At 38.0% G+C, this 16,460-nt stretch carries 16 protein-coding genes; 6 read left to right on the forward strand and 10 right to left on the reverse strand.

Going from position 1 to position 16,460, the window contains the following annotated elements; translation table 11 throughout:
• Positions 1-46 precede the first annotated feature (46 nt).
• The 4 genes from AC5SLM_RS12375 (at position 47) to AC5SLM_RS12390 (ending at position 3,563) form a co-directional block, all read left to right on the forward strand.
• The gene (locus AC5SLM_RS12375; RefSeq protein WP_495251273.1) at positions 47-1,264 is read left to right on the forward strand and encodes a tyrosine-type recombinase/integrase; all 1,218 of its coding nucleotides are present in this window, start codon (positions 47-49) and stop codon (positions 1,262-1,264) included.
• A 105-nt stretch (positions 1,265-1,369) separates the two neighbouring features.
• Positions 1,370-1,561 (forward strand): hypothetical protein, encoded by a 192-nt coding sequence (locus AC5SLM_RS12380; protein ID WP_495251274.1) that lies wholly within the window; start codon positions 1,370-1,372, stop codon positions 1,559-1,561.
• 154 nt (positions 1,562-1,715) lie between these two features.
• A complete protein-coding gene (locus tag AC5SLM_RS12385; protein WP_495251275.1) occupies positions 1,716-3,149 on the forward strand; it encodes a plasmid recombination protein in 1,434 nt (477 codons plus the stop codon).
• 9 nt (positions 3,150-3,158) lie between these two features.
• Positions 3,159-3,563: a hypothetical protein gene (locus AC5SLM_RS12390; protein WP_495251276.1), complete on the forward strand. Its 405-nt coding sequence runs from the start codon at positions 3,159-3,161 to the stop codon at positions 3,561-3,563.
• Between the two features lie 841 nt (positions 3,564-4,404).
• Here AC5SLM_RS12390 and AC5SLM_RS12395 read toward each other — a convergent pair.
• From AC5SLM_RS12395 to AC5SLM_RS12415, 5 genes are all read right to left on the reverse strand, one after another.
• Entirely contained in the window at positions 4,405-5,475 is a 1,071-nt protein-coding gene (locus tag AC5SLM_RS12395) for a tyrosine-type recombinase/integrase (RefSeq protein ID WP_495251277.1), read from the reverse strand.
• Entirely contained in the window at positions 5,411-5,734 is a 324-nt protein-coding gene (gene xisR / locus AC5SLM_RS12400) for an excisionase family protein (RefSeq protein WP_495251278.1), read from the reverse strand. Before xisR ends, AC5SLM_RS12395 begins: the two co-directional genes overlap by 65 nt.
• Entirely contained in the window at positions 5,735-7,051 is a 1,317-nt protein-coding gene (locus AC5SLM_RS12405; RefSeq protein WP_495251279.1) for a hypothetical protein, read from the reverse strand.
• A 253-nt stretch (positions 7,052-7,304) separates the two neighbouring features.
• Complete coding sequence (locus AC5SLM_RS12410; protein ID WP_495251280.1) at positions 7,305-7,559, reverse strand: hypothetical protein; 255 nt, start codon at positions 7,557-7,559, stop codon at positions 7,305-7,307.
• A gap of 129 nt (positions 7,560-7,688) precedes the next feature.
• Positions 7,689-8,807, reverse strand: coding sequence for a hypothetical protein (locus AC5SLM_RS12415; protein WP_495251281.1), 1,119 nt, complete (start codon positions 8,805-8,807; stop codon positions 7,689-7,691).
• A 654-nt stretch (positions 8,808-9,461) separates the two neighbouring features.
• On the opposite strand from AC5SLM_RS12415, the gene AC5SLM_RS12420 reads away from it, so the two are divergent.
• On the forward strand, positions 9,462-10,490 hold the full coding sequence (locus tag AC5SLM_RS12420; RefSeq protein ID WP_495251282.1) for a chemotaxis protein CheX: 1,029 nt from the start codon (positions 9,462-9,464) through the stop codon (positions 10,488-10,490).
• A gap of 271 nt (positions 10,491-10,761) precedes the next feature.
• Here AC5SLM_RS12420 and AC5SLM_RS12425 read toward each other — a convergent pair whose 3' ends face one another.
• The 4 genes from AC5SLM_RS12425 to AC5SLM_RS12440 form a co-directional block, all read right to left on the reverse strand.
• The gene (locus AC5SLM_RS12425) at positions 10,762-12,252 is read right to left on the reverse strand and encodes a fumarate hydratase (protein WP_495251283.1); all 1,491 of its coding nucleotides are present in this window, start codon (positions 12,250-12,252) and stop codon (positions 10,762-10,764) included.
• A gap of 157 nt (positions 12,253-12,409) precedes the next feature.
• Entirely contained in the window at positions 12,410-13,219 is an 810-nt protein-coding gene (gene zupT, locus AC5SLM_RS12430) for a zinc transporter ZupT (protein WP_495251284.1), read from the reverse strand.
• Positions 13,220-13,266: 47 nt separating this feature from the next.
• The gene (locus AC5SLM_RS12435; protein WP_495251285.1) at positions 13,267-13,701 is read right to left on the reverse strand and encodes a Dps family protein; all 435 of its coding nucleotides are present in this window, start codon (positions 13,699-13,701) and stop codon (positions 13,267-13,269) included.
• Positions 13,702-13,842: 141 nt separating this feature from the next.
• Entirely contained in the window at positions 13,843-14,433 is a 591-nt protein-coding gene (locus AC5SLM_RS12440) for a SprT family zinc-dependent metalloprotease (protein ID WP_495251286.1), read from the reverse strand.
• 1 nt (position 14,434) lies between these two features.
• Between AC5SLM_RS12440 and AC5SLM_RS12445 the strand changes: the two genes are divergently transcribed.
• Positions 14,435-14,788: a DUF4870 family protein gene (locus AC5SLM_RS12445; protein ID WP_495251287.1), complete on the forward strand. Its 354-nt coding sequence runs from the start codon at positions 14,435-14,437 to the stop codon at positions 14,786-14,788.
• Positions 14,789-14,797: 9 nt separating this feature from the next.
• On the opposite strand, the gene AC5SLM_RS12450 is transcribed toward AC5SLM_RS12445, so the two are convergent.
• Positions 14,798-16,387 carry a methyl-accepting chemotaxis protein gene (locus AC5SLM_RS12450; protein WP_495251288.1) on the reverse strand — a complete coding sequence of 530 codons (1,590 nt, stop codon included), beginning with the start codon at positions 16,385-16,387 and terminating at the stop codon, positions 14,798-14,800.
• Positions 16,388-16,460: the final 73 nt, after the last annotated feature.

Raw genomic sequence — 16,460 nt, forward strand, 5'->3', positions numbered from 1 at the left:
TGAGTATTGTATAATACTAAGAGATAAAATAATTGAAAGGCTGGAAATGCCAACATTGGAGCAAGTTTTAAACAAAATTAAAAATAGGGAAACATTAACAAGGGAAGAAGCCACAATAGCATATGGTGAAGAAACCATCAAGGCACAAGAAAATTTTATACAATTAACACCACAAGAGCAAGAAGCATTAACTAATTACATTTTTGAGGAAGAAATAGAAACACATAAATATATTAAACAACTTGAACAAAACAAAGATAATCAAATCTTGGCAAGGTTGGAAAAATTAGAAGGTAAAATTTCACAACCTACAACCCAAGAAATTACAAACATAGATCAACATTTTGAAAACTACTTAGAACATAGAAAAAACTTTGACAAAGTTTCAAGCAGCTCCATAAAAGCATATAGTGCAAGTTATAGATATTTACAATATTTTACAAATAAAAATACTACTTTTAACTTTGCATTTTTCAAGCAACTACAAAAAGATTTACAACAATTACCAAAAAACTTTTTCAAAGATAAAAAATATTATCAAAGCACAATAGAGCAAGTTTTAAAACTAAGAAAAAAAGAAAATTATGAACCATTAGACCCAAAAACAATCAACAATCATATGAGTAATTTCAAAACCTTTTTTGATTATTTGGTTTATGATGAAATTATCAAAGAAAATCCACTTCTAAACATAAAACCATTACAAGAAAGCAAAGAAATCAAGAGGGAGGAATACACACAAAAAGAATTAGATTTAATTTTTAATAGTGATATGGAGCAAGAATATAAATATCTTTGCAAAATTAGTTTATACACAGGTTTGAGATTGGAGGAGGTTTTACTATTAAAAAAACAAGATATTAAAGATAATTTTATTCACATAAATCTACAAGATACAAGCAACAAGAAACATACAAGAATAATACCTATTCATAGCAACATTTTAAGCCCTATTAATACACTAAAAAAGAATAAAGAAGGTATTTATCTATTCTTTAATCAAGACCTTGAAAATAGGGCTCGAAATATAGGGAAACGAATAAACAGAAAATTAAAGGAATTAGTAAAAGATAAATCATTTCATTCATTTAGAAAAAACTTTTCTCAAGAGATAGAACTAAATACAACAAGTGAGGAAAAAACTAAAAAGTATTTAATGGGACATAGTTTTGCAAAAGATGTTACCCATATGGTTTACAATAGGGGCAAAATGAACTTAGAAAAATTAAAAGATTGTATCAATCAAATAACTTTTAATTATTAAAGTATTAGCATAAGCTCTATAAAATAATCCTTTTTTAAAAAAAAGGCTAACGTAGTTAGCCATTAGGTTTATATAATTAAATTAAATAAACCAAAAGGGGTTAAAATGTTTTTTTTATTAGTTGCTTTTTTAAAAAAAAAGGGAGAGCAAGAGTTGTTAAATGAGTTTAAAATTTATTACAAAAATAAAAGGGAGGTAAGGGAGCTTACTAAGCAATTTATAAAATTAGCAAGAGAGCTACAAGAACAAAAAGAGAAAGAACAAGCAAAGTTAAACTACTTAAATTATTTTAAATAATAATTCTTCATACTTTTCACTTTTTTAAAAACTTCTATAATTAATTTCAACTGTTTAAGCTTGCTTAGACATAGCACCTTATGGCTAAGTACCTTAGCCGGTGTTTCCAGCCCCCTAAAGGGCTGAAAAAAAGAAATTAAAAAGGAGTTTTAAAATGGCAAAATTAGCATTTAATGTATTAAAAATTAAAAACAAAGAGGCATTTAATAATATAAAAAACCATAACAACCGCACAAAATTTAAAGAAAATATAGACCCAAGTAGAACACACTTAAACATAATTTTACAAGAAAATAATTACAACTGGGACAGTTTTTTACAAGAAAAAAAAGAACAAATAAGAGAGCATAATTTACAACACAAAACAAAAAACAGGATGCTAAAAGAAGGAAGTGCTTTTAGTGTAAATTACACAATACAAGCCAAAGGATTGCAAGAGGAGGAGCATATACAATTTTTAAAAGAAATAGACAAACATTTAAGAGAATACTTTAAAGATCAGCAAATTTTAGAGAGCATAATACACCTTGACGAAACTACTCCTCACTTACATTTTTCATTATCTTTTTTTAATTTAAAAGAAATGAAATTTAACCAAGATAATTTAATGAAAGCAGGAAAAACAGATGTGGCCAACATTGAAAAAAATTTTATACCAATATTAGAAAAATATAACATTAAAGAAAGAGAAACATTACAAGAAAAAGCACAACTTTTACCAATAGCAGCACAACAACAATTGCAACAAATACAACAAACAACACAACATAAACAAGACAAAAAAAATTCTATAAGAAAATTATTTGCAACTCATAAAATCAATTCAGGAGGTTTTGATTACATACAACCAAAAGCATTAAAAATTATTGAAAAAGAAACATTAAAAGAATATAAAAAAGAGTTAAACAATACAGTTAATGACATTATAAATAATAATACAATTTTAAATGTTATCACTGATAAAGACAATTTAAAACAAGATATATTAAATTATATACATAAAAACAACAATATACAAAATGACATTAAAGAAATCAAAGAGGCTAAAAATGAAATTATTTTAAAAGTTGCAAATTATGAAAAAATAATCAAATTTCAACAAAACCAGATTGAAGACATAACCCATTTAAAAGACTTAGCAATTCAAAAATTGCAAAAATTTAACAATACTGACATAGAGCAACAAAGTGAGCAAATTAAAAAATTAAATCAAGAAATTTTTATATTAAAAAACACACAAGAAAACAAAGAAAAAGAGCAAAAAGATAACATAAATTTATTACAAAAATACAAAAACAAAAATCAAGAATTAACATCTATTTTACAAGAATTAGAACCATTAAAACAAGAAAATAAGGGGCTAAAAATGGAAAATATAGATCTACAAAAATTAATAGAAAATCAAAACAAAGAAAAAATAGAAATGATGCAAGAAATTTCAAATCTAAGAATTATTGTGGGGCTGTTTGCAGAGGAGGAAGTTGCAATACGTTTACAACAAAAAGAAAAAGAGCTACAAGAACAAAAAGAAAAGCACAGACAAGAACTAGAACAAGCAAGAAAAACAACAACTTTTAGCGACAGATAAGGAGCAAAAATGGAAAATTATGAACAACTAAAACAAGAAAATAAAGAGCTACAAAAAGAACTATTATTATTACAAAATAACAAAACAACTTATAGAATTATTTTTCGTAATTGGGTTGCAATTGTGCTAATTTGTTTTATTGCTATAGCTTCAATTACTTATAAAATAAATAACATTTTTTTAAATGAAAAAATAGCAGTGCTAGAACATAAAATTACATTATTAAGAGATATAACCTACTATAAGACAATGTACTTTCACCACATTCCAAAAACTCACGAATATAAAAAAAATAAAAATAATCAATATAATATCAATGATTTTTTTGACGACTATGAAATTAAACCACAATTTAAACAAGAGCAAGAGCAACAATATAAAAAAGAATATGTTAAAGTTTTATATAAAATATAGCCTTATTCTTTAATTTTTCAACATATAGCTACTTTTACCCATCTTTTTCAACTTTCAAAGCCTAGGGGCTTATTTTGATACAATTTAGCCCCATTTCAATAAAATACAACCCTCACAAAAACCACTATTAACTAAAATAAAAATAAACAACCCCTTATTATATATATATTAAGACTTAATACATATACGCGCGATAAAAGATATATTCTTTTTATATATCAAAAAGACTATAAGACATATAAAAATATATATTACTTTCTTTTTCTAGGGCTAACTACGTTAGCCTTTTTTTTTAAAAGGGATTATTATTAAAGTCTTATATGTATGTAGTCTTCTTGATTTAGTCTTCTTAAAAATAATATATCATTTATACAATACACCAAAGACTAATAAAACTATATATTATTTTTATATATGAATTGACTATTACAACATACGCGTAATAAGATGCACTTTTATAGTGCAGATTATTATATATAAACCACTTACTTATAAAATATAAAGCATTAAACAACACAAAACAAATTACTAAAACCTATTGAAATTGTATCAATGTAAGCCCTTAGACCTATATAAGTTTAAAAAATTGATAAATAACCCATTTTAATAAAATTAAGTTGAATTATGGCTATTTTTTGATATTGTTTTTAATAAGTGTCCAACAAGTGTCCAACAAAAAAAGGAGTTAAAATGTCATTAAACCCCCTAATGGTGGGGGTTTCTGGCTATGGGTATATCAATAATGATTTCCCTCTCTGTCCGCCACCTACCTTAAAACCCCTATTTTACGGTACTTCCGGTAAGAGAAAATCCCACTGTGTCCAAATTGTGCCCAAAAGTGTCAAGATGCTTCTTGTAAAAAGCTCGCTCTTTTCCTCTCTTTTTGCCTTGTATATCTAGCATACATGTCAAGTGTCATCGAGCTGTGCTTGTGACCTAACATATTAGAAACCCATAAAACATCTTCTCCATTTGATATCATCAGTGATGCAAAAGTATGTCTCATTTGATACAAGTTACGATATGTAATGTCTAGCTTTTTTAAAGTTGGGCGCCAGTAGTGAGAACTGATTTTGTCACAAGTGTTAAAAGGCTCTCCAAGATAAGTTTCAAATACATATTCACTCTTATCTTTTACAAGCATCCTATGAAGCTCCAAGTGGGGCATGAGCGAATCGATAATATCAATCGTTCTGATACTATTTTTTGTTTTAGGAAGCGTTTCCACGCCTTGCCTTCTGCTCCGCTCAACTCTGATCGTTTTATCGTAGAAATCTATATCTTTCCACTTCAGACCAATAATCTCCCCAGTTCTCATACCAGTAAAAAAACCAAGTGCAAAAAATGCCCTTACCTTGTCAGGAAGAGCGTCTAAGATTTTAAATATTTGCTCCACTGAAAAAGGGTTTTTATGCAATTGGATTTCACTGTTAGGGGCTTTTATCAAAGCAAATGGATTTTTTGTAATTATCTCATCTTTGAGAGCATCTTCAAAAAATGTATAAAAGATAGTTCTAACACCTTTTGCAGTTTTTCCAGTTACTTTTTCCAAGAGCTTATTTTGCCATCTAGCTAACTCAGAAGGTTTGATGCTATCCATGCGCCTATTTTTAAAATAAGGCTCAATATGGATTTCATATAAACGGATATAACGTTTTTGAGTTATCTCACGTCTTTCATTCTTGTGAATGTCAAAGCTAACTTTAGCAAATGCCCCAACAGTTGGTACTTTTTCATTTTCAATGTTAAAGAACTCTCCAGAGTTGATTTTGTATTGCAACTCTGGAATAATGTGGTTTGTTGCAAATTTGCGGTTTGCCTTTGTATCATCAAGATTCAAAGATTTTCTATATCTTTGTGACTGATGATAAAATGTTATCCACAATTTGCCGTTGCGATTTGTTAATGTCATTGGTATCCTTCCCAACTACCCATTCGTCAATCGTAACTCTGTCAAATAGAAGTTTACCAGTTTTTTTATAGAAGTGAACGCCTTCAATAAGCACTTCTTCTTTGAGCTTGTATATTCTATCTTTAGAGTAACCTAGATAAATAGCCAGTTCTTTAACGTTTAACCACCTCTTTTGAGTTTGGTTTGAGAGAGATTTTTTAATAACCTCAATATCTTGAGCCATTTCCTTAATAAGGTTGATGTTTTCCATATCAATCATTTAAAACTCCAATCGACCCACAAGGTCAATACCTCTTTTTTCCATGTAGCATGAGAGGGTTATATATTTTTGATAGAGCTCTTCTTGATTGTAAATATGGTTGCCAATTGCATCTGTCATCTCTTTTTCTAAAGCAAGTAAATCATCATTGCTAAGGCGTTGGAGTTTGGCTTCATAGGGCTCTTGGGTTGAATTATCCAATACTTGAACCAATAGCTTGGATGCATGAATAGCCGTGTCAATTTCCATGCTCTGCTTAACACTGTCCAAACATTGATGCATGAATAGCCTAGTGGGCAATCCACCCCCATTGAAGATGGTTCGCTTGAGAATCTTCTCAATGGCTTTTTGTGCGTCAGTGAGAGAATATCGCTCAGGATTTTTATTGATACGGCTGAGGTCATGTTGGTGTTGGAAAAATTGTTTCAGAATATAAGAGAGCTTCATGAATGTCCAGACTGGATTGGTCTTGGCTCTGTTTCTGTTGTAAGAATTTTTTTCTTTTTCGTTGATGCTCTCTGGGTTGATGATTCTGATGGTGTCCATGCAGTGACGAAAAAGAATCTCTGCGCGACTAAGGGTTTGCTCTAGTGTAGTGATGTCATATTGCTTCAAAAATTCACGGTGCAATTCAAACTCTACATTGAATATGGGTTTTTCCAAATCAAAGTGACGGGCTTTGAAATACTCCATCATCATGGCTTCTTTGGGGGAGTTTTTAAGTTCACTCTTTTTGTTGTAGATTCTAAGCATGAAGGGTTTTTTGCCCACATAGATAGTCTCTTTAGTTCTTGTGCTCCCGTAGCTTTTGATGATTTCAGAATAGCTCTTTTTTTTGGAAACAATCATGCTAGCATCAAGGTATGAAAAATCATGCTGTATAAAGCAGTTCAAATCCACTCTTGTAATGGGAAAAGTTTGGTCTAAAACATATTTTCCCAAGATATCATGATTGACATACTCGATTAAGCTTTTTAGACCCGCTGTGTAGATACCTTTGGCATCTAGTTGGACTTTGATATCATTTTGCGTGACGTTTGACTCAGGATGCTTGAATCCTAGCCTTACCACCTCGTTTTTGAACCAATGGAAACCGTCTTGGCCTTTGCCTGTATAAATGAACTCGTGCTCATCTATAGTTATCCTAACAGGATGATTTCTGGTATCGATGCCAAATGTTGCTAATCTAGAGATTTCTTGGGAAATGCTACCCAATAGTCGTTCAAATAGTTCATCATATAGATGGTTGCTTTTGGCAAAGTAATAGCATGTATCAATACCAGAGATAAGGGCTGGCATGTCATTATAATCAAGCATTTTATCTCCTTGAAATATTTTATTTGATGTATGTGAGGGGGTGTTACTAGCACCCCCTGTAACCTCTGGCTAGTTTTTACTTATTCGCACCCACCCACCGCACTAAGTAAAAACCGCCAGTCCTTTAAGTTTTTGTGAATCTAACGCCTCGGATATATTTATTGAGTACTCATGTTTTTAGCTCGTTGTTAGACCAACTCCGACTCGAAGTCGAGCGCAACAGCTCTCTCCTCCAAGACGAAGTTGGCCGCAACTAAACTCCATAAAAATTACATTTGCCTATAATGGCAACATCTACTTCCACGTCACTGTTTTCCTTGCCTTTGTATTTGGTGACTTTTTCAATAGGAATTGATAAATCTATCAACTCATTCTTTAAAGAACCGTTTTTTAAAGGCACTTTGGTGAGCAATTGCAACTTTGTCTTTGGAGGGATAGTTTTCCCCTCTGCCGTTGTGTATTCACTTGTGGTGAATATGTTCAGTAACTTACCTTTGAGAGTAAGCATGATGTCTCCTTTGTTGGAGACTGAGCTCAGTCAAGTTTTTGATTTTGTATCAATTGATAAGAGGATTGTAAGATTTTGGAGGCTGACTTGTCAGGAGTAAAAAGTAGGGTTTTAAAATGTTTAGAGAATTTAACTTTTGCTTAAATGAAGGTATTTTTGAGAAGACTTGATAAATGTTTCCAAATATTCAGTTGTGATTGCAATTTCTTCTTGCTCTTTCTTAATCTTCCTCCTCCCATCTTCAAATGTCATCAGAGGAAGACCATTAAATATTTTAGTTTCAACTATGGGTCTTTTTGTTTTTTCTTTTGCAAATAAAGGCTGTTTCCAATTCTTTAGTTCAGGGAAGAAGAGTTCTGATAGTTTGGTAGCAAGGCTATATACTTTTGTATATGGTATTTCCCTGCCATTAATTTTTGAAGTAAATGTATATACACCAAATATACAAGTAAAAAAACTTCGAAAAATATCTTTTTTTTCAATAGGGGTATTTGCATTGATAATATGCGCTAAATCCGTTTTGGATTGTATAAGAATATCATTTGGAAAATTATCTTTTATTTTTTTCAGTTCGTTGATTGATTTTGCAGTGATGTGGCTATGGGCTATAAAATCTTGCAAGGTTTCTTTTTGATAGCTATACCCAAGCATCCTAGTTTCTTCTAGAGATGGATTTGCAAGCTCATTGTTGAGATGATTAAGCTTGAAGGCAATCATTTTTGCTTTAGTGTCATTTGTATTTCTAGAAATATCATAGTTTGATTCATGGGGCTTGTTGGTATTTTGTCTTTCCCATTTTTGATAAGCCTCTTCATGTTGAGTTCCAATATGGATGATGTGAGAAAAAGAATACAAGAATGATTCACCATTGGCTTCTGCATATAAATCATGATCTAGTAATTCATAAAAAGAGTCAATTATGTCTTCAAACTCTTTTTTTTCATCTGCGCACTTAAAGGATGTAGTATCTATTTGATTTTCTATTTTAGTAAACACTCCATCCGCTTCATTGGGCGAGTTAAATTTTCTAATTTTATATTTAGCTTCAATTTGTTTTTTTAGTGGTTCAAGAAGTTTGTGTAAATAGCTTTCAGCAAAATAACTATATTGTGTGGGGATTAGGTGGTGAAAAGTTTTTTTCATAATGCTAAAAAGTATAATGTACTGATGCTTTGTGCTAGTTATTTTTGCAACTGTTTCGTAGTATTTTTTGACTATTCTTGGGTCAATCTGGTGCAGTTCGTACATTTTGCATAACCTTGCACATAAATTTTTTCTATTATAGCACGGTAAAAAAACATAAGATTAATTATTAATATTTTTTGTAATTTAATAAATGCTTCAGGAATGAAAAGAAGTTTGATTTTACGCGTGATATATATTTGCAGAAAAAAGAGGGAAATTTAGCCATCTTTACTGTGTCCAAATTGTGCCCAAAAATGTTAAAAATGAGAGATTTTTTTGAAAAAAACAGAATTACGAAAGTACGTATTTGTGGTAGTTTGTAGTTGTTTTATATTCGTTTAAGATTTCCCTCTCTGTCCGCCACAAACCCCACCAACTTCAAAATCCTTTATCTTTTTAAGACTATGTGCGCAACATGTACCCAAAAAGTACCTTTATAAGCGTGGCACTGTGTATTATTTTTCAAAACACCGATGGTGCCTTAGGGGAAGAAGCCTTGCGCGCAACCGCAGGTAAACTTCAAGAAAAATGATAAAATCATGACTTTGTGACAAAGTTTTCAAAGCCGATATTTAGGGATTTAAAAAGAAAAATGAAATCTTTTCTCTTTTTAGAATATTTATTGGAAAAGAAGATGTTTATTTTGAATTTTAATCATACTTCAATACTCTCTTGGTTAAGATATTACTTTAATTTGTCAAAATAGGGTAGGGTGGAATGTACACGATTCAAAATGAGATTATGACAGTGGCTTATGCTGGGGCTATGCAAGACCAAAAAGTGACCATGCTTGTTAACACAATCGTGAGTGCACGCGAGAGTGTTAAAAACCGCAATGTCAAAGGGGTGGTGATAAGCCTCAAAAGCGCCATGTATGATGCAAAATCTTTAAAATTTTTAATCGCACGTCTTGAGACCATTCCTAAACTTTTGGGCGTTCCGGTGGCTTTGACGGATTATTCGGGAAGAACCTATGAAGCGCTAAAGGTGATGACACACGACACCCCTGTTAAATTGTGCAAGACCGTTCAAGCGGCCCGCTTGTTTTTTGCCCCAAAAACACTCAAAAAAGACCTCAATATTTTAGTATTTGACGAAGATGAAACGAACATGGATAAGATTTGCACCATGCTAGTGCGTCAAGGGTACAGCGTGCATCGTGCCAACGATGAGTCGGATTTTAAACGACGCATGGAAAACGGTTACGACATCGCCATTACGCAGTGTCGCCTCAATTCTTCAACGAGCAAACCCGCCGTAAGTGCGCTTCCTTTGTCAAAAATCTTAGTGGCAAACCTTCCCATCTTCATGGATACCGCCGTAGAAACCTTGGTCTCTTACACAGGCATGGAAGCAAAAAAAACCTCTCACCAAATCAAGCCCTTTACGACCAAAATCGAAGGCGATGTTATCACGGCGATGATGCATTTCAAGGGAGACATCCAAGGACACTTTGTACTGCTTTTCCCGCGTCCCTTGGCGGTGTACGCCCTTGAAGCGATGCTAGGCGAAGAGGTGGCTGTTACGGACAATGAAGCCATTATGGACGGCGTGGGTGAGTTGTGCAATATTATCACCGGAAGTGCGAAGTCTAAGTTGTCTAAGACAAACATCAAGGTTATCTTTGACCTCCCTAAAACCTACACTTCCATCGCAGCCCTAACCGCGGCAATTGGCCAAGAAAATGGCATTTGGATTGACATGCAATTAGACGGCAATCCTTTCTACATGTTCATCACCAGATAACCCATAAAATAGACTAAATCCCCGTAAATATTCTTCTTATATACAGTTTAATGTATAAAATATAAATAATTCATCATAAAATAAAAACCATACTGTATATTAATGCCTAAAAAATGTTTATTTTAAGAAGTTTTTTGGCAAAATGCCTTACATGTAAAGGGTCTGGGTGAAGGTTTGAGGGAGGGGTGTTTGGGCACATGCTTGCAAGAATTTACAAGCATGTGCCTTGAGGAGAGAAAAGGGTGCGGCAAACGCGCCGCACGGGGTTAAGTTAGGCTTTTTTCCACAAAAGTGGGCCAGATTGGTGGATGGAATTACCCTGTGAATCCACACCAACAGTCACTGGCATGTCTTCGATTTCAAATTCATATACCGCTTCCATACCCATTTCTGGGAAGGCAACCGTACGTGCGCCTTTGATGGACTTGGCAATCAAATACGCCGCGCCACCGGTGGCGATGAGGTAAATACTGCCGTACTCTTTGATAAGATCAACCGTAGCTTGGCCACGCTCTGCTTTGCCGATCATGCCCAAAATCCCAGTTTCTAGGATATCTTTGGAGAATTTGTCCATGCGGGTAGAGGTGGTTGGGCCTGCTGGTCCGACAACTTCATCACGCACAGGATCAACTGGTCCCACGTAGTAAATCATGCGGTTTTTCAAATCAAGCCCTTCAGGAAGCCCTTCGCCTGATTTTATTAGGTCGATGATTTTTTTGTGCGCCGCGTCACGGGCGGTGAGGATTTTGCCACTAATAAGCAAGGTGTCGCCAGATTTAAACTGGGCAAGGTCTGCTTTGGTAAGGGTGTCGATGTTGACTTTTTTCAACCCATCAGTAGGCAACTCAATGTCTGGCCACAAGTCTAAGGACGGTGGCGTAAACTCTGCTGCGCCTGAGCCATCAAGGGTGAAGTGAATGTGGCGTGTGGCGGCACAGTTAGGGATGATAGCAACAGGCAAGGAAGCTGCATGGGTAGGATAGTCTTTGATTTTGACATCAAGGATGGTATTCATCCCGCCAAGGCCTTGGGCGCCGATGCCGAGGTTGTTGATTTTTTCAAACAAGCTTAAGCGTTTTTCTTCGAGGTGGTTTTTGGCCCCTCTGGCTTTTAGGTCAAAAATGTCTACAGGGTCCATCAAGGATTCTTTTGCAAGAATCATGGCTTTTTCAGGGCTACCACCGATACCAATACCGATGATGCCGGGGGGACACCATCCTGCGCCCATGCCTGCAACTTGTTTCACTACCCATTCTTCAAGGTCATCGCTTGGGTTTAACACGCCAAATTTGGCTTTGTTTTCGCTACCGCCACCTTTAGCTGCTACGGTGATTTCAAGGGTGTCGGAGAGGTCTGTTTCGATGTGAATGACCGCAGGAGTGTTGTCTTTGGTGTTGCTACGTTTGCCTGCAGGGTCTGCTAGTACGGAGTAACGCAAGGTGTTATCAGGGTGGGTGTAGGCTTTTGCAACACCTTCGTTAAGCACATCTTGCAAAGGACGCTTGAGTTCAAGCTTCGCGTTAAGGCCGAGTTTAACGAACATGGTAACCATGCCCGTGTCCTGACAGATAGGGCGTTTGCCAATGGCACACATTTTGGAGTTAATCAAAATCTGACCAATCGCATTTTTAGCAGCAGGAGAGGGTTCGTTTTCATAAGCCTTTACCATGCCCTTGACAAAGTCAGCAGGATGGTAATAGGAGATGTACTGAAGCGCGTCTTGAACGCTTTGAATGATGTGTTCTTCGGTAATAGTGCTCATGAGATTCCTTACGAGAATTTGGGTTGCGGCAGCAACACAGGGTGAGCTTGTAAAAGCCACGCAGGTGGTTACATGTAAACGCTTTACATGTAAGGTCGATGAGGGTATTCTACCATGAGTTGGGGATAATTTTTGGATTTTGTGTTAATGCGAAATATTAAATAAGAGCAAAGCCAATGAGGCTAAGTGCCATGACAAGCATCCCAAGGACGATGCCCAAAATGGTGGTGTGTGCATTGCCATAGACCCTAGCGGAGGGCAAGAGCTCGTCAAAGGAGATGTAAACCATCATGCCTGCCACAAAGCCAAAGGTGATGCCAAGGGTCAGTTCGCCCATAAGGGGGGCGAGTAGAAAATACCCAATCAAGGCACCCGCAGGCTCCGCGAGACCCGAGGCAAAGGCATACCAAAAGGCAGTGCGCCGTTTTCCTGTGGCGTGGTAGATGGGAAGGGAAACCGCCATACCCTCAGGAATATTGTGGATAGCGATGGCAAGGGCGATGGGAATGCCAAGGGCGAGGCTATCAAGGGCGGAGACGAAGGTGGCAAAGCCCTCAGGGAAGTTATGGATAGCGATGGCAACGGCAGTAAACACGCCGGTACGTTTAAGTACGGCGGTGTTGCTTTTGAGGGTGCGAATTTCGCTTTTGGTTTTAAATTCGTGGGGGTTGACGTCTTCTGGGATGAAGTGGTCGATTAAAAAGGCAAGGGCGATGCCGCCAAAAAAGCAGAGCAAGCCAAGGATTTCACCACCAATCATTCCATACACTGCGACAAATTCGTCTTGGGATTTTGGGAGGATTTCAACAAAGGAGATGTAAATCATCACGCCTGCTGAAAACCCCATACCAATGGAGAGAAAGCGTGTGTCACCGGGCTTGGTAAAAAAAGCAAGTCCCGCGCCAATACCTGTAGAAAGACCAGCAAAAAGAGTGAGTAAAAAGGCGGGGCCGTAGGTTGCTAGCACGCAACTGTCCTTACATGTAAAGGTGTGGGGGCAAAGCCCCCGAAGTATTATGCCACAGAGGCGCTAAGCATCCAAATTTCTTTTTCAAATGTTGCAATTTCGCCCTCAGCTAGGGCAACAGTGGTGCTATCACCTTGCGCAGCAGCTGCGGTTGCAAGCTCTTGAAATTTCCCTTTAAGGTACGTAAAGTCCTTGATGATGCTCACAAGCACGGTGCGAGAGTCAAAACTCTCCGCGGTTTCTTCTTCGATGGCAGTAAGGGCGACAAGCTGGCCTGTGCTAAGGACGGCTTTACCGCCAAGTTGGATGGCGCGTTCTGCGGTAGCGTCGTAAATCTCCGCCATTTTATCGTACAACTCTTCTGTTTTATTGTGCACAGGATAAAAGTGCATCCCTTTGATGTTCCAGTGGTAGTTGTGAAGCTTGACAAACAACGCATGGGCGTCGGCTTGGATTTGGTTTAGCAATGTAACAGTATTCATAGTAACTCCTTGTGGTATGTTTTAATAGAAGTATTATAGATAAATAATCTTAAAAGAAAATAATTATCTACTAATAAAACCAAAATCCTTAGGAGTCACCCGAGCTTTCTTGCTGCAAAAGGGCAGGGCGTGCAAAAACATTTATTTTTCTACGGGCAGCAAAACACCCTTACATGTAAGGCAGGCATACACGTGGGTTTTGCGCACAATGCGGTTGTGGCGGATGGCAGAAAGGGCGTGGAGTTTTTGGCAGGGGCAGCGGTACATGTAACGGGAAATACGCCTGGATTTTGCCTTTAAAAGAGGGTATTTGGGGCGCTCTTTTGAAGGAATCACGCGTCCTTCAAGGTGGCATAACATGCTTTTCCACTGAGTCCCATGAGGTTTGGCTTTGCGCCCAAAACGTTCCATTACCAAGGCGTGGGCGAGTTCATGGGGGATGACATCTTCAAGGTAGGTTTGGCCGTAGTGTTCACACAGTTCACGGTGAAGGCGGATGCGGTAATGGCCCCGTTTTTCTTGGCGGCATTGGCCGATGGTGCTGTGGCCCTTGAGGTCAAAGGTAAGGGTGATAGCAAGGGTTGATGCGTCATGCGCACGCGCAACATAGGAGGCCAAGGTGTCATGGGCAAGGGTGTGAAAATCCATGGGGAAAGTATAGCCAAAACGTTGCCCTTGCGTAAGGGGATGTTGCGGTTTTTGTGTTACAATCTTGGCAAAAAAAGAGGTCATGATGGAACACAGTTACGATCAACGCCCTTACGTGAAAGATGCCCCTGGGGCACAAAAAGGCCCTGCCACAGCCGTGTACGCGTTGTATGCTGCTTCATTTTTTGTGGGCATTACGGCGATTATTGGGGTGATTATCGCCCATGTGAAAAAAGGCGACGCGCGCGGAACGTGGCTACAAAGCCACTATACGTGGCAAATTCGTAGTTTTTGGTGGCTTGTCTTTTGGAGTGTTGTGGGGGTAGTATTGCTGTTTGTGGTGGTGGGGTATTTTGTCATCCTTGGCGCGTTGGTGTGGTTTATCTACCGCATCGCTAGAGGATGGCTGCGGCTTTTGGAGGGGAGGGAGGCCTATTAGCCTCCTTTTTTAGGTGCGGAACATGTCGAGTTTTTGGTTGAGCTGTTCTGTGAGTTCCCCTAAATGCTCTGCCGCACTTGAAATCTCTTCCACGCTGCGCGCGTTTTGAGCCGAGAGGTGATTGACCCGCTCAATACTGCTAGCAATGCCCTGAATTTCCTTGCCCGTTTGGGTAAAGTCCTTGACACTTTTTTCGTTCGCCTGCGTCGCCAAAACCACCTTGCTTACAGCTTGTCCGATGCGGTTTTGCGCTTGTTCTGTGATGCCAAGGAGGCTTTGGACTTCTTGGGCGTTGTGGGTCATTTGCCCGCTAGCATCGGCGATAGATTGGACGATGACATTGATGGTGGAGTGGATTTGTGTGAGGGAATGCTGGGTTTTTTCGGCCAATTTGCGCACCTCATCGGCCACGACTGCAAACCCGCGTCCGTGCTCCCCTGCGCGGGCCGCTTCGATGGCGGCATTAAGGGCAAGGAGGTTGGTTTGGTCGGCAATGTCGCTGATGACAACCAAAATATTTTTCACCTCTTTGGCCTCCTGAGAAAGCCCTTCCATGCGCGATGAAAGCTCTGTTTCAGCATGGGCGGTTTGCCCCATCTTATTGGCAAGTTGGGCCATGGCATTTTTAGCCAAGAGCAATTCTTGATTGGCCTGACCCATCTCTTCTTTGTTTTGTTGTGCCTCTTTTACAAACACATCAATCTCTTTTTGGACTTGCAGGGCTTTTTGGGTTGTTTGTTCGACCACCTCGGTTGTTTTTTCGGTATGCCCGCCCACGCTTTGGGACGTTGTGGAAAGTTCGTGGGAGATAGAAGCGTTTTCGACGGCGAGTTGTTTGGCTTGGTGGATGAGGGTTTGAATTTTGGCAATAAAGGCGTTAATGTTGTGACAGGCTTGGCCTATTTCGTCTTGGCTTGTCAAAAACAAGCGCCTTGTGAGGTCGCCTTCTCCCATGGCAAGGTCTTTGGCGACGGTGTTGACTTCATGGATAGGGCGTGTGATACTGCGCATAATAAAAAAGATGAGCGCCGTAAAAAAGGCTAGTCCGATGAGGGAAAAGATGCTGATAAAAAGTTGCGCATTTTCAAGGAGTGCGCTAAAAGATTCTTTTTCTTCTGCCACCTTTTGGCCAATGTTTCCTTCGTTGACGCCTATGGTGTCTCTGAGTTCTCGCCAATGTTTCAAGGTGAGGGCGTTTTGAGTAGAAGAAGCAGGCGTGCCCTCAAGGGCGAGGCGCTGAAGGAGGGTGGCTTGTTCTAAAAAGGCGTGAGCAGCAGGAACGATGGCTTGATGCAAGGGGCCATCAAGCTGCTTAAGGCGCGCAAGCTCTTCTTTTAAGCCCTCTAAGGAGCGCTGCATGGTTTCTTTGGGTTGGGATTGGGAGAGGTCACTAAAGGCAACCTGTCTGGAGGAGTTGAAAAGTAAGCCATTGACCAAAAGGGATTTGAGTATGCTTTCTTGATTGAGTAAGTTTTCGAGGCGGTTGTATTCGTTTTTTGACGAAGAAAAGGTTGAGAGAACGACGAGAAAATTTGCCGTAAATCCAACAACAATAAACAAGGCCAACACGTAGCCTTTTGTTCTAATGGTTAATGACACAAGACACTCCTTGGTGGTATGCACGGTTTTGACACACACGCGGGGATTATAGCGAAAAGTAAACAATAGTTTA

It is taken from the genome of Sulfurospirillum sp. HTRB-L1 (assembly GCF_059415125.1).